The organism is Streptomyces sp. NPDC043952, from assembly GCF_056435325.1.
The window spans coordinates 28,406-47,701 of the sequence record NZ_JBWKES010000019.1 but is presented as its reverse complement, the minus strand read 5'-3'; the positions used below and the strand labels follow the sequence as shown (position 1 = coordinate 47,701).

Genomic DNA, 19,296 nt, shown 5'->3' with positions numbered 1-19,296 from the left:
TAGGCGGACGGCCGCGGGTCGGGCGAGCGAATTAATCGACCCTCTGCGGGCCTTACTTCTTCTGCCGCTTCCAGGGCCCGGTGATGGCGACCATGATGCCCGGTGTCTGGATGTTGGCGTACAGGGTCCGCCCGTCGGGCGAGAAGGTGACGCCGGTGAACTCGCTGTACTCCGGCTCCTGTTCGGTGCCGATGTACAGCTCGTTGCGCGCGATCGGGTAGGTGCGGCCGCTGTCGGTGGCGCCGAACAGATGCTGGACGCCCTCGCCGTCCTCGGCGATGACCAGACCGCCGTACGGCGAGACGGTGATGTTGTCCGGGCCGTCGAACGCGCCGTCCTTGCCCGGATCGGGGTTCACGCCGAGCAGCACCTTGAGGGTGAGGGTCCGGCGCCGGGGGTCGTAGAACCAGACCTGGCCGTCGTGCTGGAGGGGGCTCTCCGCGCGGGCGAAGGAGGAGACGACGTAGACGCCGCCGTCACCCCACCACATGCCCTCCAGCTTGCGGGCGCGGGTGACCTGGCCCTCGCCGAACTGCTTGCGGGTGGAGACCTGCCGGGCGTCGCGGTCGGGCACGTCCACCCAGTCGACGCCGTAGACCGTGCCGGTCCTCGTGGCGCGGGAGAGGTCGTCCACGAACCGGCCACCGGAGTCGAAGCACTTGAAGGCCTGGAGCACGCCGGCGTCGTCGGCGAGGGTGCGCAGCCTGCCGCGGCCGTGGCGGAACCCGGCCGGCGGGGTCCAGCGGTAGAGCAGGCCGTTGGGGCCCGCGGCGTCCTCGGTGAGGAAGAGGTGGCCGCGCTTGGGGTCGACCACGACGGCCTCGTGGGCGTACCGGCCCAGCGCCTTGACCGGCTTGGGGGCGCGGTTGGCCCGGCGGTCGGCCGGGTCCACCTCGAAGACGTAGCCGTGGTCCTTGGTCATGCCGTTCTGGCCGGCCTTGTCCTCGGTCTCCTCGCAGGTCAGCCAGGTGCCCCAGGGGGTGTTGCCGCCCGCGCAGTTGGTGGAGGTGCCGGCGATGCCGACCCACTCGGCGACGTGGTCGCGGCGCACCTCGACCACCGTGCAGCCACCGGCCGCGGCGGGGTCGTACACCAGGCCCTCGGTGAGCGGCACCGGGTAGGTCCACTTGGCGCGCGGGCCCGCCAGTTCGTGGTTGTTGACGAGGAGGGTGGTGCCGCGGGGGCCCTCGAAGGTGGAGGTGCCATCGTGGTTGGACGGCGTGAACTCGCCGGACTCCAGGCGGGTCCTGCCGCTGTAGGTGATGATCTGGTAGCTGAAGCCGGCGGGCAGCGCGAGGATGCCCTCGGGGTCGGACTCCAGGGGGCCGTAGCCGACGGCGGGATGGCCATCGCCGTGGCCGTGGCCGTGGGCCGGCGCGGTGTCGGTCTCCGTGGACGCGAGGGCGTTCGGCGCGGTGGCGAGCACGCCGGCGCTGCCCGCCAGGGCGATCCCGGCACCGGTGATCGCGGAGGTTCTGGCGAAGTCCCTGCGGGTGAGCGACATGGTGTCTCCTGTGACGGATGGGTGTGCCGTGGAGGGCGGCGGACCTCGTTCGGCGCACACGCTCCCGGCGGTGCCTGAACGGCAGTTGAACGCGGGGCCACCACAGCCACCCATGTTCAAGAAACCGTATGCACCACCCCAAGGACAAACCAAGCACCACGGCGGACCGACGTGACGGCACGGCTCGCACCGCCGATCACCGCGCGGAGCGCGTACGGTTTCCCGCCGCACGGAGCGCGTACGGCTTCCGCCACACAGAGCACGTACGGCTGCTACCGCACAGCGGCCCGGCCGTCCCCTCCCTCCACCGCGACGGCGCCCAGCCACCCCACCAGCGGCCGACGGCCTCGGCCCCGCACGGCCACCCGGCCCGCCCCGCCCGCCACTGCCACCGGGCCGCGCTCACCCCGCTACAACCGCCCACCTCACCCCAGCTCGGGTCACCCCGCCCCGCCGCTCAACCCCCCTGCTGCGACCGCGCCTTGAACGCTGCCTTGCGGGCCTGCTTGGCCACCTTCTTGTCCGGGTGCAGCCGTCCCATCGCCTCCAGCACCTCGGCCGTCGCCGGGTGCTCCACCCGCCACGCGGCCGCGAAGAATCCGCTGTGCTGCTCGGCCAGCCCCTCCACCAGGGCCTGCAGCTCCTCGGAGTTGCCCTCGGCGGCCAGTTGCGCGGCGACGGTGTCGATGGTCAGCCAGAACACCAGGTCCTGGGAGGGCGCCGGCACATCGGCCGCGCCCCGCTCGCTCAGCCACACCCGTGCGAGGCCGCCGAGTTCGGGATCGTCCAGCACCTCCCGCAGCGCGGGCTCCGCCTCCCCGCCGACCAGGGACAGCGCCTGCTGGCAGCACAGCCGGCGCAGCGGCCCCCCGGCGTCGGTGCCCCGCGCCGCGGCCAGCAACTCCCGCGCGGCGGCGAGCGGTTCGCGCCGGTTCAGCCACAGCTCCGTCTCGGCGAGAGCGGCGGAGGCACCGAACGCGGCGGTGCCGTCGAGCAGCACGTCCGCCCCCTTGTCGGCGAGTTCGCCGACCACCGGGGCCTCGAAGCCGGCCTCCATCAGCCGCGCCCGCAGCCCGTAGGCGCCGAGCGGGGTGAGGCGCACCATGCCGTAGCGGGAGACATCGGCCTCCTCCACCGGCGCGGCCGGTTCCTCGTCGGCGTCGGCCATCAGCGCCTCGTCCACCGGCCGGTACTCGACCAGGCCGACCGGCTCCAGCGTCCGGAACTGGTCGTCCAGGCGCATCATCGCGTCGGAGACCTGCTCCAGGACGTCATCGGTTGGCTCGCCCATGTCGTCCGGCACGATCATCGACGCGGCGAGGGCGGGCAGCGGGACCGGCTGCTCCCCGGCGCCGTCCTCACTCACCGTCAGGAGGTAGAGGTTGCCGAGCACCCCGTCCAGGAACGCGGCCTCGGCCTCGGGGTCCCAGTCGAGTGACGCGAAATCGATCTCGCCGCCCTCGTCCAGCGCGTCCACCAGATCGTCCAGATCGGGCACGCTCGCGTCGGCCAGCACGGTCTCCAGCGCGGCGAGCCACACCGTGAGGATCTCCTGCGGGGAGCCGGTGAGCAGGGCCAGCGCCTCGCCCGCCCGGACCGTTCCGCGCTCCTCGTCGGCGATCTCGACCAGGCCGGAGTCCAGCGCCACCCGCCAGGCCTCGGCGGCGTAGGCGGCCGCGTCGTCGCCGGTCAGTCCGAGCTGTTCGGCGGCGGCGGGGAGCTGTTCCTCGACGAGGCTGCCGCCCGCGTCCACCCGAGTGCCGGGCCCGGCCCAGCGGGCGAGCCGGGCCGCGCGCGAGAGCAGGGGCGTCGACAGCGCGGCGTGCGCCAGCTCCGCTTCGGGATGCAGCCGTACGGGCGGCAGGGGGGAGCTGTCTGACATCGGCTGGATCTCCTCGGACCGTGAAACGTGCTCAGCCCCTCAGCCTAGACGGGTTTGGCCCCATGCCGCCCGGTTCATCTTCCCGTCAACCCCGGTACATGGCCGAAACCTTGACAAGTCCCGGCCGCAGGCTGGAGATTGACGCGCGTAGAAGTCGGGAGAACGATCGTTCACTCGGCCCTATGCGTGTCACGGAGGGCAACAGCCCCCACACGCACCCGAACCACCTCGTCCCGGCGCCCCGTAACATCCCCGGAGGGATCCCTTGCCGAGCAGGTCCACCGCGCGTCTCGCCGCGCTCACCGTCGCCGCCGTTTGCTCCGCCGCGTCGGCCGTCGTCCTCACCTCTCCCGCGCACGCCGACGCGGTGCGCATCCACGACATCCAGGGCACCACCCGCCTGTCGCCGTACGCCGGGCAGAAGGTTTCGGACGTGCCGGGCATCGTCACGGCCACGCGCACCTACGGCTCGTCCAAGGGCTTCTGGTTCCAGGACGCGACGCCCGACGACAACCCCGCCACCAGCGAGGGCATATTCGTCTACACCAGCTCGACGCCGAAGGTCGCGGTCGGCGACTCGGTGACGGTGACCGGCACGGTCTCCGAGTACGTCCCCGGTGGTGCCGCCTCCGGTGAGCAGTCCGTCACGGAGATCACCAAGCCGACCGTCACCACCGTCTCCACCGGCAACGCCGTCCCGGCGCCGGTCGTCATCGACGCCCGGTCGGTGCCGGGCCGGTACACGCCGGGGGGCGACCCCGCCGACGGCGGCTCGATCAACAACCTGCCGCTCCAGCCCAAGAAGTACGCCCTGGACTACTACGAGTCCCTTGAGGGCATGAACGTCCAGGTGAACAACGCCCGTGTGGTCACCGCCACCGACCCGTACAGCGAGCTGTGGGTCACGGTGAAACCGTACGAGCACCGCGACAGCCGCGGCGGCACGGTCTACGGGTCCTACGACTCGCAGAACACCGGCCGTCTCCAGATCCAGTCGCTGGGCGCCACCACCGACTTCCCGAAGGCGAACGTCGGCGACACCCTGACCGGCACCACCACCGGCCCGCTGGACTTCAACCAGTACGGCGGCTACACCCTGGTCGCCGGCCGGCTCGGGACGCTCAAGAGCGGCGGGCTCCAGCGCGAGACCACGAAGAAGCAGACCGCCAGGCAGCTCGCGGTCGCGACGTACAACGTCGAGAACCTCGACCCGTCGGACAAGACGTTCGACCAGCACGCCGCCGCCATCGTGCACAACCTCCAGTCCCCCGACATCGTGTCCCTGGAGGAGATCCAGGACGACAACGGCGCCACGGACGACGGCACGGTCGACGCGAGCGTCACCGTGAACAAGCTGATCGACGCGATCGTCGCGGCGGGCGGCCCGAAGTACGACTGGCGCTCCATCAACCCGGTCAACGACAAGGACGGCGGCGAGCCGGGCGGCAACATCCGCCAGGTGTTCCTGTTCAACCCCGAGCGGGTGTCCTTCGTGGACCGCGCGGGCGGCGACTCCACCACCGCGGTCGGCGTCGTCAAGGAGCACGGCAAGGCTCAGCTGACCGCCTCGCCGGGCCGGATCGACCCGGCCAGCACCGCCTGGCAGGACAGCCGCAAGCCGCTGGTCGGCCAGTTCGTCTTCCAGGGCAAGACCGTCTTCGTGATCGCCAACCACCTGATCTCCAAGGGCGGCGACCAGAGCCTGACCGCGCAGTACCAGCCGGTCACGCGCAGCTCGGAGACCCAGCGCCACGCGCAGGCGCAGGAGGTCAACGCGTTCGTCAAGGACATCCTGAAGATCCAGAAGAACGCGAACGTGCTCGCCCTCGGCGACATGAACGACTTCGAGTTCTCCGGCACCGCGAAGATCCTCGAAGGTGACGGCGAGCTGTGGTCGGCGATCAAGTCGCTGCCCAGGAGCGAGCGTTACACCTACGACTACGAGGGCAACTCGCAGGTCCTGGACCAGATCCTGATCAGCCCGTCGGTGCGCCGCGACGAGTTCCAGTACGACAGCGTGCACATCAACTCGGAGTTCAACGACCAGATCAGCGACCACGACCCGCAGGTGCTGCGCTTCCGCCCCTGACCCCGGCGGTTCAGGACTGGCTGAACACCCCGTTCAGCCAGTCCTGCCAGGCGGTCCCGGCCGCCCCGGCATCGGCGTCCGGCGCGAAGTCGTGCACGCTGACGCCGAGCGGCGCGCCCCAGCGGCCCCGGCCGAAGAGGCGGACGAGGGCGCTGCCGGTGCGCAGCCCGACGAACTCCGGTGTCCGGTAGTCGAGTACGGCGTCCAGGGTCCGCCCGCCGGGTCCGCGGACCTGCACCTTCGTCCCCGCTCCCGCGTCGTCCGGCAGCCCGAGGGCGCGGGCCGCGGCTGCGAGCGCCTCCGGTACGGCCGAGGAGGCGGGCCCGGTCGCCTGCGCGAAGGCGACCGGGGCGGGCGCGAAGTGCGTCAGGTACGCGCGCAGGGTGTGCAGATAGAAGTCGGTGTGCTTGTTCGCGCCGTCGTACTGGGTGTCCCAGTCGTCGGTGAAGATCCCGCTGTGGACGTAGCGCACGAAGGCGCGGCGGCCCTCGTCGCGGGGTTCGATGGTGTGGTCGAGCTGGTTGAGCGACTGCGTGGGCATGCCCACGTCCTCGCTGCGGTTGACGTAGCGGTGGGGCGGTTCCCAGACCACGACGGTCGAGCCGAAGGGGCCCCGGCCGCCCTCGCGCGGCTCGGGCGGGTCCATCGGCCACAGATAGCCCGCGGTCCCGGTGGTGACCGCCGCCCACACCCGCTCCGGCGGGACATCGACCTCGAACTCGCGGACGATCTCGAATTCCTTGCTCATGGCGGGGCTCCTACTCGGCTTCCGGTGCGGGTTCCAGGGCGGCCGGCCGGTCCTTGACCGCGGGGTGCAGGGCGACGACGATCCGGTGGTCCCGGCCACCCTCGGCGTCCGGGGCGTCGTACTTGCGGATCAGGGCGGTGACACCCGCCGTCAGCTCCTGCACGAAGGCCGCGCGGTCGGCGGCGGAGGCGAACCGCACCCCGCCGTCCAGGGCGTACGTCGCGAGCGGCTTGCGGGCCCTGGCCGCGCCATTGATCAGCGCCCCGACATCACGCACCAGGCGGGCGCCGAGCGCCAGCAGCCAGCGCGCGGACAGCTGGTCCCGGAAGCGGTCCGGGTCCGGCTGCACGGCGGGCAGGGCGGCGGGCGAGATGACGTACGACGCGGCGCTCGCCCGCATCAGCCGCTCGGTGACATTGCCCTTGCGGCGCTCCCCGGCCAGCTCGACCAGTCCGTGCCGCTCCAGCGTCTTGAGGTGGTAGTTCACCTTCTGCCGGGGCAGTCCGACCTTGCCGGCCAGCATCGCGGCCGACGCGGGTCCGGCGGCCAGTTCGGCGAGCAGCCGGGCCCGGACGGGGTCCAGCGACACGGCCGCGGCCTCGGGGTCCTCGATCACGGTCACATCCAGCATGCGCTCACCCTCCCACCGAAAACTTTTTTCGTCCAGGCGGACGGAGTTTTCGGTGAGAGGGTGAGCCAGGTGCCGGAAGCCCTCCGGAGGCCGGGTCGGTCAGCAGCCGCGCCGGCGCCTGAGCATCCCGGCCGCGATCAGGGCGACCGTCCCGGCGGCGGCCGCCATCAGCACCGGCCGCGGCAGCCCGCGCAGGCCCTCGGCGGCCTTGCGGGCGGGCGGCGCGAGCTGCCGCTGGGCCACGGCGGCCTTGTCCTGGACGCGGTGCCCGGCCTCCAGCGCGCGGTCGCGCAGGGGCTGGCCGTCGGGCCGGCCGCTCCGGCTCTGGAGGGTGTGCCCGGTGCGCGCGGCCGTCCCCTGCACCGCGTGGCCCGCCTGCGCGGCGCGTCCCTTCACGGCGTGCGCCGCGTGCGCGGCCCGGTCCTGGGCGCCGTGCCCGGCCTGGGAGGCGCTGGAGCGCAGCTGCACGGTCATGGCGCCGGCCTTGTCCTTCAGATCGGCGGCCCGCGCCCGCGCCCGGCCCTTCACATCGGCGCGGCCCACCAACTGGGCCACGGTGTCGCCGAGTTGGTTCCGGGTCTGCGCGATCTGCGCGCGCAGCTCGTCGGGGCCCTTGGCGCCCGAACCGTGCGGGGTCCTGTGGGTCATCGATGTGCCCTTTCCTTGATCACGTCGACATCGGCCCGGACACTGCCCAGGGTCTCCTCGGGCATGGGCGAACCGGCGCGGCGCAGCTGGGCGCGTCCGGTGACGGCCAGGACGGCGGCCGCGGCGAACAGCAGGGCCGCGACGATCAGCGCCGACGCCCACAGGGGCAGCACCAGGGCGAGGGCGGCGGTGGCCGCGCCGGCCAGCACGATCAGTCCGACGTAGCCGAGGGCGCCCGCGGCGCCCAGCATGCCGCCGCCGCGTCCGGCGCGCTTGCCCTTCTGGGCCAGTTCCGCCTTGGCGAGGGCGACCTCCTGCCGCAGCAGCTGGGAGAGCTGCTCGGTGGCGCGATTGACGAGTTCCCCCGTGGAGGGGTGTCCGTCGACTGCGGGGCGCGTAAGCGGTCGTGTGTGCGAGGTCATGGTCACGGTGTCCCGCCTCCTTCCTGTACGGAACATCCGGGTACCCAGGGCCGGGGCGCGTCAGCCCTGCTCGGCTCCCCCGGTCCCGCGGTCGCCGAGCCGCGCGAGCTGGGACTGGAACCAGTCGAGCCTGGCCTGCAACAGCGCTGCCTCGGCGACCAGTTCGGGCACCCCCATCCCGGCGCCCGGCACCGGCTCGGCGACGTTCCCGGCCGGGACGCCGCCGTCCGCCCGCACCCGCAGGCCCTCCCCGGCGAGCCGGGCGAACTGCGCGAGGGTGACGGACGTACGACCGCGTGCACAGCCCGCGCAGCCGGGGGCCAGGGCGCGCCAGCCGGGCCGGCCCCAGCCGGCGTCGGCCAGCAGGACCGCGGTGGCGCCGCAGGCGCAGAGGCCCGCGGTGGCGGTGCGCACCCGCTGGCGGGCGTAGCGGAATCCGCGCTCGAAGCGGATGTAGGAGCCGAGCACGGAGACTTCGAGCAGCAGCGCGGTGCGGTGCTCGGCGGTGCAGCGCAGGGCGTCGGCGGCGGCGCGGTCGTGGACGCAGTGGAAACCGCAGTCGCACAGGCGCGCGGGCGGGCGGTGCCTGCGGCCGTAGACGCAGGACGCCTGGTCGAGAACCCCGTACGGAAGCGCGCCGCCGAGCGACACCCCGGTGAACCCTGCCCGAGTGCCGTCCTGGGACAGCACCGGGTGGGCGATCTTGTAGCCGGTCGGCGGCTCCGTGGGGCGTTCCACCGGGAGCCGCAGTTTCATCGGCCGGCCGGAACCTCTTCGCGGGCCGGCTCGGCCGGTGCGGGACGGGCGTCCGCCACGGGCTGCCGGGTCTCTTCCTCGTGGATCCGCGGCCGCTCCTCGGCGACCCCGGTGGCCAGTGCCTTGCCGAGCTTCATGGTGCCTCCATGGCTGACGTCGGTGATGACCCTTCGCCCATAGTGACCCATGAACGGCCGAGTTGGACACACGACCTTGCGCCACACTCGAACGTGTAAGCAAACTTACCGATACTCCGAAGAAAAATTAAGTAGAGCTACGCGGATGACCTGCCGACACTAACGGGTATGACGATCACACACCGCCCCTCCCCCTTCGGCCGCGTCCTCTGCGCGATGATCACCCCGTTCACCGAGGAGGGCGCGCTGGACCGGGCCGGCGCGCAGGAACTGGCCGCGCACCTGGTGGCGGAGGGCTGCGAGGGGCTGGTCCTCAGCGGCACCACGGGCGAGTCGCCGACCACCAGCGACGCCGAGAAGGCGGAACTGATCACGGCCGTACGGGAGGCGGTCGGCGCGCGGGTCCCCCTGATCGCGGGCATCGGCACCGCCGACACCCGGCACACCGCCGAACTGGCCCTCGCGGCCGAGAAGGCGGGCGCCGACGCCGTCCTGGTCGCGCCGCCCTCCTACAGCAGGCCGCCGCAGGACGCCGTCGCCGCCCACTTCCGCGCCATCGCCGACGCGAGCGGACTGCCGGTCCTGCTCTACGACATCCCGGCCCGCACCGGCACCCGCATCGCCCCGGAGACGATCCTCCGCCTCGCCGAACACCCCCGGATCGCCGGCGTCAAGGACTGCTCCTACGACTTCCTCGGCACCCAGAAGGTGCTGGCGCGGACGGACTTGGCCTATTACGCGGGCTGCGACGAACACAACCTCGCCCTCTACGCCGTCGGCGCGGCCGGGTGTATCAGCACCGTGGCCAACGCCGCCCCGCGCCCCATCCGCGCCGTCCTCGACGCCTTCGACGCGGCCGACACCGCACGGGCGCGGCAACTCCAGCTCAGGACAACGCCGTTGATCGAGTCGATGATGTCCGCGGGCCTGCCCGGAACGGTCACCGCCAAGGCCCTCCTGTCCCGGCTCGGCCTGCCCGCGGGCCCGGTCCGCGCCCCGCTGCTGCCCGCCTCCCCGAAGGTGACGGCCCAACTGCTCGCACGGCTCGAAGAACTGACCGAATCCTGATCCGCGCTCCCCCCGCCTGCCGTACCGTGTCCCCGTGAGCCGCCCCCTGCTGTTCCTGGACGTCGACGGTCCCCTGAACCCGTACGCGGCCGAGCGGGAGCACCCGCCCGAGGGGTATACGACGATCCGGGTACCCCTGGCCGCCCGTCGTCCCCTGCGGGTCTGGCTGAACCCGGCCCACGGCCCGGCGCTGCTGGCCCTCGGCTACGAGCTGTGCTGGGCGACGACCTGGATGGCCGAGGCCAACCACTGGATCGCCCCCACCCTCGGGCTGCCCGAACTGCCGTACGTCGACTTCGGTACGGGCCTGTTCGCGTACCGGCCCGACGGGGTGCACTGGAAGACGGAGGCGATCGTGGCGTACGCCGGGGGCCGGCCGTTCGCCTGGGTGGACGACGAACAGAGCACTGAGGACGCGGTGTTCGTGGCCGACCACCACCCCGCACCGGCCCTGCTGCACCACGTGAACCCCCGCATCGGCCTGCGCGAGGGCGACTTCACGGCACTGAGGGAGTTCGCGTCCGGCCTGTCCCCCGCATGACCGAGCGCCCCGCACCGCGGGGGCGAGGGGCGCTCGGGGCGTACGAGGCAGGTCAGTTGTGGCTGTGCAGGATGTCGTTCAGGCCGCCCCAGACCGCGTTGTTCGGGCGGGCCTCGACGGTGCCGGTCACCGAGTTGCGGCGGAAGAGGATGTGCGAGGCGCCGCTCAGGTCGCGGGCCTTGACGATCTGGCCGTCGGGCATGGTGACGCGGGTACCGGCGGTGACGTACAGACCGGCCTCGACCACGCACTCGTCGCCGAGGGCGATGCCGACGCCCGCCTCCGCGCCGATCAGGCAGCGCTCGCCGATGGAGATGATCACATTGCCGCCGCCGGACAGGGTGCCCATGGTGGAGGCGCCGCCGCCGATGTCCGAGCCGTCGCCGATGACGACACCGGCGGAGATGCGGCCCTCGACCATCGAGGTGCCGAGCGTGCCGGCGTTGAAGTTGACGAAGCCCTCGTGCATCACGGTGGTGCCTTCGGCCAGGTGCGCGCCCAGCCGCACGCGGTCGGCGTCGGCGATGCGCACGCCCTTGGGGGCCACGTAGTCCGTCATGCGGGGGAACTTGTCGATCGAGGTGACCTGGAGGTGCAGGCCCTCGGCGCGGGCGTTCAGCCGCACCTTCTCGATGTCGTCCACGGCGACCGGGCCGAGCGAGGTCCAGGCGACATTGGCGAGGTGGCCGAAGATGCCGTCCAGGTTCAGGCCGTGCGGCTTGACCAGGCGGTGCGAGAGCAGGTGCAGGCGCAGGTAGGTGTCGTGCGCGTCCAGCGGCTTCTCGTCCAGCGAGGCGATGACCGTACGGACCGCGACCACCTCGACGCCCCGGCGGGCGTCCGGGCCGGTCGCCGCGGTCGCGCCGCCGCCCAGCAGCTCCGCGGCGCGCTCCGCGGACAGCCGCTCGGTGCCGGCCGGGCCCGGCTCCGCGACCAGCTCGGGCGCGGGGAACCAGGTGTCGAGGACGGTGCCGTCGGAGGCGATCGTGGCGAGGCCGGCGGCGACGGCGCCGGTGGTACGGGAAGCAGTGTCGGTCATGGGACAAAACCTAACGTGGCACGGGGTGCGGGGGCGAACCGTGTCTCACGTGCCGGTCGGCTTCGCACGGCCGGGCCGTGTTCAGCCGATCACCCGCCGGAGCGCCTCCCGCGCGTACCCCTCGTCGTACGACCCGCCGGTCAGCAGCACCTGGAGGCAGATCCCGTCCATCAGGGCGAGCAGCGCCCGTGCCGTCACCGCGTCGACGCGGGCGGACAGGCGCGCGGCCGTCTCCTCGGTCCACCGGGCGGCGACGGGCCGCAGGGCCGGGCGGCGCAAGGCGGCGAGGTACAGCTCGTACTCCAGCTCCGCGCCGGGGCGGTCGCCGTTCAGCCAGTCGCCGAGGACGCGGGCGAGCCCGGCCGCGAGGTCGGCGTCGTCCAGCACCCCGCTGCCGTCGAGCACCCCGGCGAACCCCTCGTTCGCCTGGCACAGGGCGGCCACCAGCAGGTCGTCGAGGGTGGCGAAGTGGTACGTGGTGGAGCCGAGCGGCACATCCGCCTCCGCGGCGACGGTGCGATGGCTCAGCCCGGCGAGCCCGTCCCGTCCGGCCACCCGGAGCGCCGCGTCGATGATCCGCTGCCGCCGGTCGGGGTCGTAACGCCGCGCCATCAGTGGCTCGCCCCGCCAAGGTTCAGCACCACCACTCCCCCGATGATCAGCAGGATCCCGGCGACCTTCACCGCGCTGAGCCCCTCCCCGAACAGCAGCAGCCCGAGCACGGCGATGGCCGCGGTCCCCACCCCGGACCAGATCGCGTACGCCGTACCGATCTGCACCGTCTTCAGCGTCTGCGCCAGCAGCAGGAAGGACACCAGATACCCCAGCGCCGTCACCAGCGAGGGTCCGAGCCTGCTGAAACCGTGGCTGTACTTCATCGCCGTCGTGGCGGTCACCTCGGCGGCTATGGCACCGGCGAGCGTCAGATATCCCATGCGGACGAGCGTACATATGACTGTGTACGGCCGTACATAACGACTGTACGACGAGTCGGCGAACACAAGGCGGCGGGCGACGGGCGGCGCGGCCTCGGGGCATGCGAAGCCCCAGGGCATGCGAAAGGGGCCGCGGCATTCCTGCCATGGCCCCTCGCGCAAGCCCTCTGCCGGACGTGGTCAGACGTTGAAGCCCAGCGCGCGCAGCTGCTCGCGGCCCTCGTCGGTGATCTTGTCCGGGCCCCACGGCGGCATCCAGACCCAGTTGATCCGGAGCTCGTTGACGATGCCGTCCGTGGCGGACTTGGCCTGGTCCTCGATGACGTCCGTCAGCGGGCAGGCCGCGGAGGTCAGGGTCATGTCCACGGTGGCCACGTTGGAGTGGTCCACGTGGATGCCGTAGATCAGGCCGAGGTTGACGACATCGATGCCCAGCTCGGGGTCGACCACGTCCATCAGGGCCTCGCGGAGTTCCTCCTCCGAGGCCGGCTTCATCTCGACGGTGTCGCTCATGCGGTCTTCCTTTCGGCTTCGGCGCCACCCAGCGCCTGGGCCGTCGCGTCCTTCCACGCCATCCAGCTCAGGAGGGCGCACTTGACCCGCGCGGGGTACTTGGAGACACCGGCGAACGCGACCGCGTCCTCCAGCACCTCCTCCATCGCGTCGTCCGGCTCGATCTTGCCCTTGGACTGCATCAGCTCCAGGAAGGTCTCCTGGATCTTCTGCGCGTCGGGCAGGTCCTTGCCGACGAGGAGTTCGTTCAGTACGGAGGCCGAGGCCTGGCTGATGGAGCAGCCCTGGCCCTCGTACGAGACGTCCGCGATCTTCGTGCCGTCGTACTTCACGCGGAGGGTGATCTCGTCGCCGCACGTCGGGTTCACATGGTGCACCTCGGCGTCGCCATCCCGGAGACCACGCCCGTGCGGGTTCTTGTAGTGGTCCAGGATGACTTCCTGGTACATGGAGTCCAGCTTCACGGTTTTCGACACGCCTCTCAGCCGAAGAAGTTCCGTACGTGCTCCAGGCCGTCGACCAGAGCGTCGATCTCGGCCGGCGTGGAGTACAGATAGAACGACGCTCGCGTGGTCGCGGGAATTCCGTAGCGCAGGCAGACCGGACGGGCGCAGTGGTGGCCGACGCGGACCGCGATGCCCTGCTCGTCCAGGACCTGGCCCACGTCGTGCGGGTGGATGTCGCCCAGGGTGAAGGAGATCGCGGCGCCCCGGTCCTCGGCCGTGGTCGGGCCGATGATCCGCAGATCGGGGACCTGGGCCAGGCGCTCCACCGCGTACTGGGTGAGGGCGTGCTCGTGCGCGAGGATCTTCTCCATGCCGATCGACTGGAGGTAGTCGATCGCCGCGCCCAGACCGACGGCCTGCGCGATCGGGGGCGTGCCCGCCTCGAACTTGTGCGGCGCCGGAGCGTACGTCGAGGAGTGCATCGAGACGGTCTCGATCATCTCGCCGCCGCCCAGGAACGGCGGCAGGTCCTCCAGCAGCTCCTGGCGGCCCCACAGCACGCCGATGCCGGTCGGGCCGCACATCTTGTGGCCGGTGAAGGCCACGAAGTCGGCGCCGAGGGCCTGTACGTCCAGCGGCATGTGCGGCGCGGCCTGGGAGGCGTCGACGCACACCAGCGCGCCGACCTCCTGGGCGCGGCGCACTATCGCCTCGACCGGGTTGACGGTGCCCAGGATGTTGGAGACCAGCACGAAGGAGACGATCTTGGTCTTCTCGGTGATGATCTCGTCGATGTTCGACAGGTCCAGGCGGCCGTCGTCGCTCAGGCCGAACCACTTCAGCTTCGCGCCGGTGCGCTGCGCGAGCAGCTGCCACGGCACGATGTTGGAGTGGTGCTCCATCTCCGTGATGACGATCTCGGTCTCGTGGTCGACCCGGTAGGGCTCGTCGGCCCAGCCCAGCATGTTGGCCACGAGGTTGAGGGACTCGGAGGCGTTCTTGGTGAAGATCACCTCGTCGCGGCTGGGGGCGTTGACGAACTCCGCCACCTTGTCGCGCGCGCCCTCGTAGAGTGCCGTGGCCTCCTCGGCGAGGACGTGCACGCCACGGTGGACGTTGGCGTTGTAACGCTCGTAGTACTCGTTGAGGGCGTCCAGTACCTGGCGCGGCTTCTGGCTGGTCGCCGCGTTGTCCAGGTACACGAGCTTCTTGCCGTCGTGGACCACACGGTCCAGGACGGGGAAGTCCTTGCGGATCGCCTCGGTGTCGAGGAGGCCCGACAGCTGTGTCACGCGGATGCGCCACCCTTCACGTATGCCTCGTAGCCCTCGTTCTCCAGCTTGTCCGCGAGCTCCGGGCCGCCGGATTCGACGATGCGGCCGGCGGCGAACACGTGCACGTGGTCGGGCTTGATGTAGCGCAGGATGCGCGTGTAGTGCGTGATCAGCAGGGTGCCGACCTCGCCCGTCTCGCGGACGCGGTTGACGCCCTCGGAGACGATGCGCAGCGCGTCGACGTCCAGGCCCGAGTCGGTCTCGTCCAGGATCGCCATCTTCGGCTTGAGCAGTTCGAGCTGGAGGATCTCGTGGCGCTTCTTCTCACCGCCGGAAAAGCCCTCGTTGACATTGCGCTCGGCGAAGGCGGGGTCCATGTGGAGACGCTCCATGGCCTCCTTGACCTCCTTCACCCAGGTGCGCAGCTTCGGGGCCTCGCCGCGCACGGCGGTGGCGGAGGTGCGCAGGAAGTTGGAGACCGAGACGCCGGGGACCTCGACCGGGTACTGCATGGCCAGGAACAGGCCGGCGCGGGCGCGCTCGTCGACGGACATCTCCAGGACGTCCTCGCCGTCGAGCAGCACGGTGCCCTCGGTGATCGTGTACTTGGGGTGACCGGCCAGCGAGTAGGCGAGGGTCGACTTGCCGGAGCCGTTGGGGCCCATGATGGCGTGCGTCTCGCCCTGCTTCACGGTCAGGTCGACGCCCTTGAGGATCTCCTTCGTGGCGTTGTCGGCCTCGACGGTGACGTGCAGGTCTCGGATTTCAAGCGTTGCCATGGATGCCTCAGGACTCCTGGGTGAGGGAGACGAGCACGTCGTCCCCTTCGATCTTTACGGGGTAAACGGGGACGGGGCGCGTCGCGGGGAGGCCGGACGGCTTGCCGGTGCGCAGGTCGAACGCGGAGCCGTGCAGCCAGCACTCGATCTGGCAGTCCTCCACCTCGCCCTCGGAGAGCGAGACATTCGCGTGGGAGCAGATGTCGTAGATCGCGAACACCTCCCCCTCGGTGCGGACGACCGAGACCGGCGTGCCGTCGAGTTCCACCCGCTTGGGGGTGCCCTCCGTCAGCTCGCTCAGCCCACAGGCGCGTACGAAACTCATGCGACCGAGGCCTCCAGCTCCTGCTCGATCCTGACGAGCAGGCGCTCCTCGATGTCGGCGACGCCGATCTGCTGGACGAGTTCGGCGAAGAAGCCGCGGACCACCAGACGGCGGGCGTCCTGCTCGGGGATGCCGCGGGCCATCAGGTAGAACAGCTGCTCGTCGTCGAAGCGGCCGGTGGCGGAGGCGTGACCGGCGCCGACGATCTCACCGGTCTCGATCTCCAGGTTCGGCACCGAGTCGACGCGGGCGCCGTCGGTGAGAACCAGGTTGCGGTTCATCTCGTAGGTGTCGGTGCCCTCGGCCTTGGCCTCGATGAGCACGTCGCCGATCCAGACCGCGTGCGCGTCGTCGCCCTGGAGCGCGCCCTTGTAGACGACGTTCGACTTGCAGTGCGGGGTGTTGTGGGTGACCAGCAGGCGGTGCTCCTGGTGCTGGCCCGCGTCGGTGAAGTACAGGCCGTACAGCTCGGCCTCGCCGCCGGGGCCCGCGTAGGAGACGCGCGGGTGCAGTCGTACGAGGTCGCCGCCGAAGGTGACGACGACCGACTTGAAGGACGCGTCCCGGCCGATCAGCGCGTTGTGCTGGGCGGTGTGGACGGCCTTGTCGTCCCAGTCCTGGACGGAGACGACGGTCAGCTTGGCGCCGTCGCCCAGCACGAATTCGACATTGGCCGCGAGCACCGCGTCACCGGTGTGGTCGATGACGACCACGGCCTCGGCGAAGGCGCCCAGCTCGATCACCTGGTGGGCGAAGGCGGTGCCGCCCTGGCCGTGCACGGCGATGCGGACCGGCTCGGTGAGCACGGTCTCCTTGGGCACGGTCACGACCGAGGCCTGCTCGAAGGCGGAGTACGCCTGGGCGGCGACCCGGTCCACGGGGGTGCCGGCCCGGCCGAGGCGCGCGTCGTCGCGGCCCACGGTCTCGACGACGACGCCCTCGGGGGCCTGCACGTCGACCTTCACGCCGTCACCGGTGGCGACGGCGGTGCCGTCGTGCAGCCCGCGCAGGCGCTCCAGCGGGGTGAACCGCCACTCCTCCTCGCGGCCGTGCGGGACGGGGAAGTCCGCGACGTCGAAGGACGGGGGGACGCTCATGCGCGTGGCGACGGTCGACTCCGCGGCGACCGCGATCGAGCCCGTGGTGGTCGCGCCCACGGGGATGTTCTGAGCCTCAGCCATGGCTGTCGTATTGCTCGCTTTCTCAGGTCAGTGGCGTGATGGTGGGGCGGTGGGCGGTCAGCCGACCGCGCCCTCCATCTGGAGCTCGATCAGCCGGTTGAGTTCGAGCGCGTACTCCATGGGCAGCTCCTTGGCGATCGGCTCGACGAAGCCGCGCACGATCATCGCCATCGCCTCGAACTCGGTCAGACCGCGGCTCATCAGGTAGAACAGCTGGTCCTCGGAGACCTTGGAGACGGTCGCCTCGTGGCCCATGGACACGTCGTCCTCGCGGACGTCGACGTACGGGTACGTGTCGGAGCGGGAGATGGTGTCCACGAGCAGCGCGTCGCACAGCACGTTCGACTTGGAGCCGTGGGCGCCCTCGCCGATCTCGACCAGACCGCGGTACGAGGTGCGGCCGCCGCCGCGCGCCACGGACTTCGACACGATGTTGGACGAGGTGTTCGGCGCCATGTGGACCATCTTGGAGCCGGCGTCCTGGTGCTGGCCCTCGCCCGCGAAGGCGATGGACAGGGTCTCGCCCTTGGCGTGCTCGCCCATCAGGTAGACGGCCGGGTACTTCATCGTCACCTTGGAGCCGATGTTGCCGTCGATCCACTCCATGGTCGCGCCCTCGTACGCCACGGCGCGCTTGGTGACCAGGTTGTAGACGTTGTTCGACCAGTTCTGGATGGTCGTGTAGCGGCAGCGGGCGTTCTTCTTGACGATGATCTCGACCACGGCGCTGTGCAGCGAGTCCGACTTGTAGATCGGCGCGGTGCAGCCCTCGACGTAGTGCACGTAGGCACCCTCGTCGACGATGATCAGGGTCCGCTCGAACTGGCCCATGTTCTCCGTGTTGATACGGAAGTAGGCCTGGAGCGGGATCTCCACGTGCACGCCCTTCGGCACGTAGATGAAGGAGCCGCCGGACCACACGGCGGTGTTCAGCGCGGCGAACTTGTTGTCACCGGCCGGGATGACCGTGCCGAAGTACTCCTTGAAGAGTTCCGGGTGCTCCTTGAGCGCGGTGTCGGTGTCCAGGAAGATGACGCCCTGCTCCTCCAGGTCCTCGCGGATCTGGTGGTAGACGACCTCCGACTCGTACTGGGCGGCCACGCCGGCGACCAGGCGCTGCTTCTCGGCCTCGGGGATGCCCAGCTTGTCGTAGGTGTTCTTGATGTCCTCGGGCAGGTCCTCCCAGGACTCCGCCTGCTTCTCCGTGGACCGCACGAAGTACTTGATGTTGTCGAAGTCGATGCCCGAGAGGTCGGAGCCCCAGTTCGGCATGGGCTTCTTCTCGAACAGCTTCAGGCCCTTGAGGCGCAGCTTGGTCATCCACTCCGGCTCCGACTTCTTGCCGGAGATGTCGCGGACGACGTCCTCGTTCAGTCCGCGCCGGGCGGAGGCGCCGGCCACGTCGGAGTCGGCCCAGCCGTATTCGTACTTGCCCAGGCCCTCGAGCTCAGGGTGGGCAGTCTCCGTGGGGAGAGTCATGCGGGGTTCCTCCCGGCCGTGCTTGCAGGTGCGTCAGTGGAAATCTTGGGAATGAACGTCGTGCAGACGCCGTCGCCGTGCGCGATGGTCGCCAGTCGCTGGACATGGGTACCCAGCAGCTCGGCGAAGATCTCCGTCTCCGCCTCGCACAGCTGCGGGTACTGCTCCGCGACATGGGCGACCGGGCAGTGGTGCTGGCAGAGCTGCTCGCCGACCGGTGCGCTGCGCGCCGTAGCAGCGTACCCGTCCGCGCTCAAGGCCTTGGCCAGTGCTTCCGCGCGCTTGTCCGGGCTCGCGCTCTCGATCGCCCGGCGGTACGCCCTCGCCTGGGCGGCGATCCGGGCGCGGGCGAAGGCGGAGACCGCGCCGGGCCCGCCCTCGTGCTCGGCGATCCAGCGCAGCGCGTCCGCGGCCAGCTTGTCGTACGACTGGTCGAAGGCGTCGCGGCCGCAGTCGGTGAGCGCGAAGACCTTGGCGGGGCGGCCGCGCGTGCGCGTGCCGTACACCCGCTGTTCCCGGGCCTCCACCACGTCGTCCGCGGCCAGTGCGTCCAGATGGCGCCGGACGGCCGCCTGGGTCAGGCCCAGCCGGCCCGCGAGTTCGGCGACGGTCGAGGGCCCGTGGTCCAGGATGGATCGCACGACGCGGTTGCGCGTGGAGCGCTCACCGGTCGCGAACTCCTCCTGCGGGGCCCCCGTGAGGGCCTCCCGAGCCTCGTCGACGTTTTTCACAACGCCATTGTTGCGTAATTCATCCGGGCCTGACAAGCGCCGTGCGGATCATCGACGGTGCCCTGCATCACTTAGGTCTACCTAATCTGACCTGCGGAAATGATCTCTGATCGATCATCCGGAGCCCGGCCGCCGAGGAATCCGGTGGCGCCTCACCCGCCCGTCCGG

General features: G+C 71.0%; 22 protein-coding genes. 3 read left to right on the top strand and 19 right to left on the bottom strand.

Going from position 1 to position 19,296, the window contains the following annotated elements:
* Positions 1 to 52: 52 nt before the first annotated feature.
* Positions 53 to 1,504: an alkaline phosphatase PhoX gene (locus AC069R_RS21985; protein ID WP_478768498.1), complete on the bottom strand. Its 1,452-nt coding sequence runs from the start codon at positions 1,502 to 1,504 to the stop codon at positions 53 to 55.
* A 457-nt stretch (positions 1,505 to 1,961) separates the two neighbouring features.
* Positions 1,962 to 3,386, bottom strand: a complete 1,425-nt coding sequence (locus tag AC069R_RS21980) for a hypothetical protein (RefSeq protein WP_478768497.1) — start codon at positions 3,384 to 3,386, stop codon at positions 1,962 to 1,964.
* 265 nt (positions 3,387 to 3,651) lie between these two features.
* Between AC069R_RS21980 and AC069R_RS21975 the strand changes: the two genes are divergently transcribed.
* Entirely contained in the window at positions 3,652 to 5,475 is a 1,824-nt protein-coding gene (locus AC069R_RS21975) for an endonuclease/exonuclease/phosphatase family protein (protein WP_478768496.1), read from the top strand.
* A 10-nt stretch (positions 5,476 to 5,485) separates the two neighbouring features.
* On the opposite strand, the gene AC069R_RS21970 is transcribed toward AC069R_RS21975, so the two are convergent.
* The 6 genes from AC069R_RS21970 to AC069R_RS21945 form a co-directional block, all read right to left on the bottom strand.
* A complete protein-coding gene (locus AC069R_RS21970; RefSeq protein WP_478768495.1) occupies positions 5,486 to 6,223 on the bottom strand; it encodes an SRPBCC family protein in 738 nt (245 codons plus the stop codon).
* A 10-nt stretch (positions 6,224 to 6,233) separates the two neighbouring features.
* Positions 6,234 to 6,854, bottom strand: coding sequence for an ArsR/SmtB family transcription factor (locus AC069R_RS21965; RefSeq protein ID WP_478768494.1), 621 nt, complete (start codon positions 6,852 to 6,854; stop codon positions 6,234 to 6,236).
* A 99-nt stretch (positions 6,855 to 6,953) separates the two neighbouring features.
* Positions 6,954 to 7,502, bottom strand: coding sequence for a DUF3618 domain-containing protein (locus AC069R_RS21960; RefSeq protein WP_478768493.1), 549 nt, complete (start codon positions 7,500 to 7,502; stop codon positions 6,954 to 6,956).
* Positions 7,499 to 7,924, bottom strand: a complete 426-nt coding sequence (locus tag AC069R_RS21955) for a phage holin family protein (RefSeq protein ID WP_397987323.1) — start codon at positions 7,922 to 7,924, stop codon at positions 7,499 to 7,501. The genes AC069R_RS21960 and AC069R_RS21955 overlap by 4 nt, the downstream gene beginning before the upstream one ends.
* 60 nt (positions 7,925 to 7,984) lie before the next feature.
* Entirely contained in the window at positions 7,985 to 8,680 is a 696-nt protein-coding gene (locus AC069R_RS21950; RefSeq protein WP_478768492.1) for a hypothetical protein, read from the bottom strand.
* Complete coding sequence (locus AC069R_RS21945; RefSeq protein ID WP_397986552.1) at positions 8,677 to 8,817, bottom strand: hypothetical protein; 141 nt, start codon at positions 8,815 to 8,817, stop codon at positions 8,677 to 8,679. The genes AC069R_RS21950 and AC069R_RS21945 overlap by 4 nt, the downstream gene beginning before the upstream one ends.
* Positions 8,818 to 8,985: 168 nt before the next feature.
* Here AC069R_RS21945 and dapA point away from each other — a divergent pair, with 168 nt between their 5' ends.
* Both dapA and AC069R_RS21935 read left to right on the top strand, forming a co-directional pair.
* Positions 8,986 to 9,885, top strand: a complete 900-nt coding sequence (gene dapA, locus AC069R_RS21940) for a 4-hydroxy-tetrahydrodipicolinate synthase (RefSeq protein ID WP_478768491.1) — start codon at positions 8,986 to 8,988, stop codon at positions 9,883 to 9,885.
* 34 nt (positions 9,886 to 9,919) lie between these two features.
* Positions 9,920 to 10,426, top strand: coding sequence for an HAD domain-containing protein (locus AC069R_RS21935; protein WP_478768490.1), 507 nt, complete (start codon positions 9,920 to 9,922; stop codon positions 10,424 to 10,426).
* A gap of 52 nt (positions 10,427 to 10,478) precedes the next feature.
* On the opposite strand, the gene dapD is transcribed toward AC069R_RS21935, so the two are convergent.
* From dapD to AC069R_RS21880, 11 genes are all read right to left on the bottom strand, one after another.
* Positions 10,479 to 11,465 carry a 2,3,4,5-tetrahydropyridine-2,6-dicarboxylate N-succinyltransferase gene (gene dapD, locus AC069R_RS21930; protein WP_478768489.1) on the bottom strand — a complete coding sequence of 329 codons (987 nt, stop codon included), beginning with the start codon at positions 11,463 to 11,465 and terminating at the stop codon, positions 10,479 to 10,481.
* Positions 11,466 to 11,546: 81 nt separating this feature from the next.
* A complete protein-coding gene (locus AC069R_RS21925) occupies positions 11,547 to 12,077 on the bottom strand; it encodes a TetR/AcrR family transcriptional regulator (protein ID WP_478768488.1) in 531 nt (176 codons plus the stop codon).
* Complete coding sequence (locus tag AC069R_RS21920; protein ID WP_478768487.1) at positions 12,077 to 12,400, bottom strand: DMT family transporter; 324 nt, start codon at positions 12,398 to 12,400, stop codon at positions 12,077 to 12,079. Before AC069R_RS21920 ends, AC069R_RS21925 begins: the two co-directional genes overlap by 1 nt.
* Before the next feature lie 180 nt (positions 12,401 to 12,580).
* Entirely contained in the window at positions 12,581 to 12,913 is a 333-nt protein-coding gene (locus AC069R_RS21915) for a metal-sulfur cluster assembly factor (protein ID WP_478768486.1), read from the bottom strand.
* Positions 12,910 to 13,377, bottom strand: a complete 468-nt coding sequence (gene sufU, locus AC069R_RS21910) for a Fe-S cluster assembly sulfur transfer protein SufU (RefSeq protein WP_037656711.1) — start codon at positions 13,375 to 13,377, stop codon at positions 12,910 to 12,912. Before sufU ends, AC069R_RS21915 begins: the two co-directional genes overlap by 4 nt.
* Before the next feature lie 17 nt (positions 13,378 to 13,394).
* Complete coding sequence (locus tag AC069R_RS21905; protein WP_478768485.1) at positions 13,395 to 14,651, bottom strand: cysteine desulfurase; 1,257 nt, start codon at positions 14,649 to 14,651, stop codon at positions 13,395 to 13,397.
* Positions 14,648 to 15,412 carry a Fe-S cluster assembly ATPase SufC gene (gene sufC / locus AC069R_RS21900; RefSeq protein WP_128789526.1) on the bottom strand — a complete coding sequence of 255 codons (765 nt, stop codon included), beginning with the start codon at positions 15,410 to 15,412 and terminating at the stop codon, positions 14,648 to 14,650. Before sufC ends, AC069R_RS21905 begins: the two co-directional genes overlap by 4 nt.
* 7 nt (positions 15,413 to 15,419) lie before the next feature.
* Positions 15,420 to 15,737 (bottom strand): bifunctional 3-phenylpropionate/cinnamic acid dioxygenase ferredoxin subunit, encoded by a 318-nt coding sequence (locus AC069R_RS21895; protein ID WP_397986545.1) that lies wholly within the window; start codon positions 15,735 to 15,737, stop codon positions 15,420 to 15,422.
* Complete coding sequence (gene sufD, locus AC069R_RS21890) at positions 15,734 to 16,918, bottom strand: Fe-S cluster assembly protein SufD (RefSeq protein WP_478768484.1); 1,185 nt, start codon at positions 16,916 to 16,918, stop codon at positions 15,734 to 15,736. The genes AC069R_RS21895 and sufD overlap by 4 nt, the downstream gene beginning before the upstream one ends.
* 57 nt (positions 16,919 to 16,975) lie before the next feature.
* On the bottom strand, positions 16,976 to 18,397 hold the full coding sequence (sufB, locus tag AC069R_RS21885; protein ID WP_355323241.1) for a Fe-S cluster assembly protein SufB: 1,422 nt from the start codon (positions 18,395 to 18,397) through the stop codon (positions 16,976 to 16,978).
* On the bottom strand, positions 18,394 to 19,128 hold the full coding sequence (locus AC069R_RS21880) for a helix-turn-helix transcriptional regulator (RefSeq protein WP_478768483.1): 735 nt from the start codon (positions 19,126 to 19,128) through the stop codon (positions 18,394 to 18,396). The genes sufB and AC069R_RS21880 overlap by 4 nt, the downstream gene beginning before the upstream one ends.
* Positions 19,129 to 19,296: the final 168 nt, after the last annotated feature.

Bases quoted from the DNA above. Each gene is read 5' to 3' on its own strand.
- AC069R_RS21985 (WP_478768498.1), bottom strand. From the start codon at position 1,504: ATGTCGCTCACCCGCAGGGACTTCGCCAGAACCTCCGCGATCACCGGT.
- AC069R_RS21980 (WP_478768497.1), bottom strand. From the start codon at position 3,386: ATGTCAGACAGCTCCCCCCTGCCGCCCGTACGGCTGCATCCCGAAGCG.
- AC069R_RS21970 (WP_478768495.1), bottom strand. From the start codon at position 6,223: ATGAGCAAGGAATTCGAGATCGTCCGCGAGTTCGAGGTCGATGTCCCG.
- AC069R_RS21965 (WP_478768494.1), bottom strand. From the start codon at position 6,854: ATGCTGGATGTGACCGTGATCGAGGACCCCGAGGCCGCGGCCGTGTCG.
- AC069R_RS21960 (WP_478768493.1), bottom strand. From the start codon at position 7,502: ATGACCCACAGGACCCCGCACGGTTCGGGCGCCAAGGGCCCCGACGAG.
- AC069R_RS21955 (WP_397987323.1), bottom strand. From the start codon at position 7,924: ATGACCTCGCACACACGACCGCTTACGCGCCCCGCAGTCGACGGACAC.
- AC069R_RS21950 (WP_478768492.1), bottom strand. From the start codon at position 8,680: ATGAAACTGCGGCTCCCGGTGGAACGCCCCACGGAGCCGCCGACCGGC.
- AC069R_RS21945 (WP_397986552.1), bottom strand. From the start codon at position 8,817: ATGAAGCTCGGCAAGGCACTGGCCACCGGGGTCGCCGAGGAGCGGCCG.
- dapA (WP_478768491.1), top strand. From the start codon at position 8,986: ATGACGATCACACACCGCCCCTCCCCCTTCGGCCGCGTCCTCTGCGCG.
- dapD (WP_478768489.1), bottom strand. From the start codon at position 11,465: ATGACCGACACTGCTTCCCGTACCACCGGCGCCGTCGCCGCCGGCCTC.
- AC069R_RS21925 (WP_478768488.1), bottom strand. From the start codon at position 12,077: ATGGCGCGGCGTTACGACCCCGACCGGCGGCAGCGGATCATCGACGCG.
- AC069R_RS21920 (WP_478768487.1), bottom strand. From the start codon at position 12,400: ATGGGATATCTGACGCTCGCCGGTGCCATAGCCGCCGAGGTGACCGCC.
- AC069R_RS21915 (WP_478768486.1), bottom strand. From the start codon at position 12,913: ATGAGCGACACCGTCGAGATGAAGCCGGCCTCGGAGGAGGAACTCCGC.
- sufC (WP_128789526.1), bottom strand. From the start codon at position 15,412: ATGGCAACGCTTGAAATCCGAGACCTGCACGTCACCGTCGAGGCCGAC.
- AC069R_RS21895 (WP_397986545.1), bottom strand. From the start codon at position 15,737: ATGAGTTTCGTACGCGCCTGTGGGCTGAGCGAGCTGACGGAGGGCACC.
- sufD (WP_478768484.1), bottom strand. From the start codon at position 16,918: ATGGCTGAGGCTCAGAACATCCCCGTGGGCGCGACCACCACGGGCTCG.
- sufB (WP_355323241.1), bottom strand. From the start codon at position 18,397: ATGACTCTCCCCACGGAGACTGCCCACCCTGAGCTCGAGGGCCTGGGC.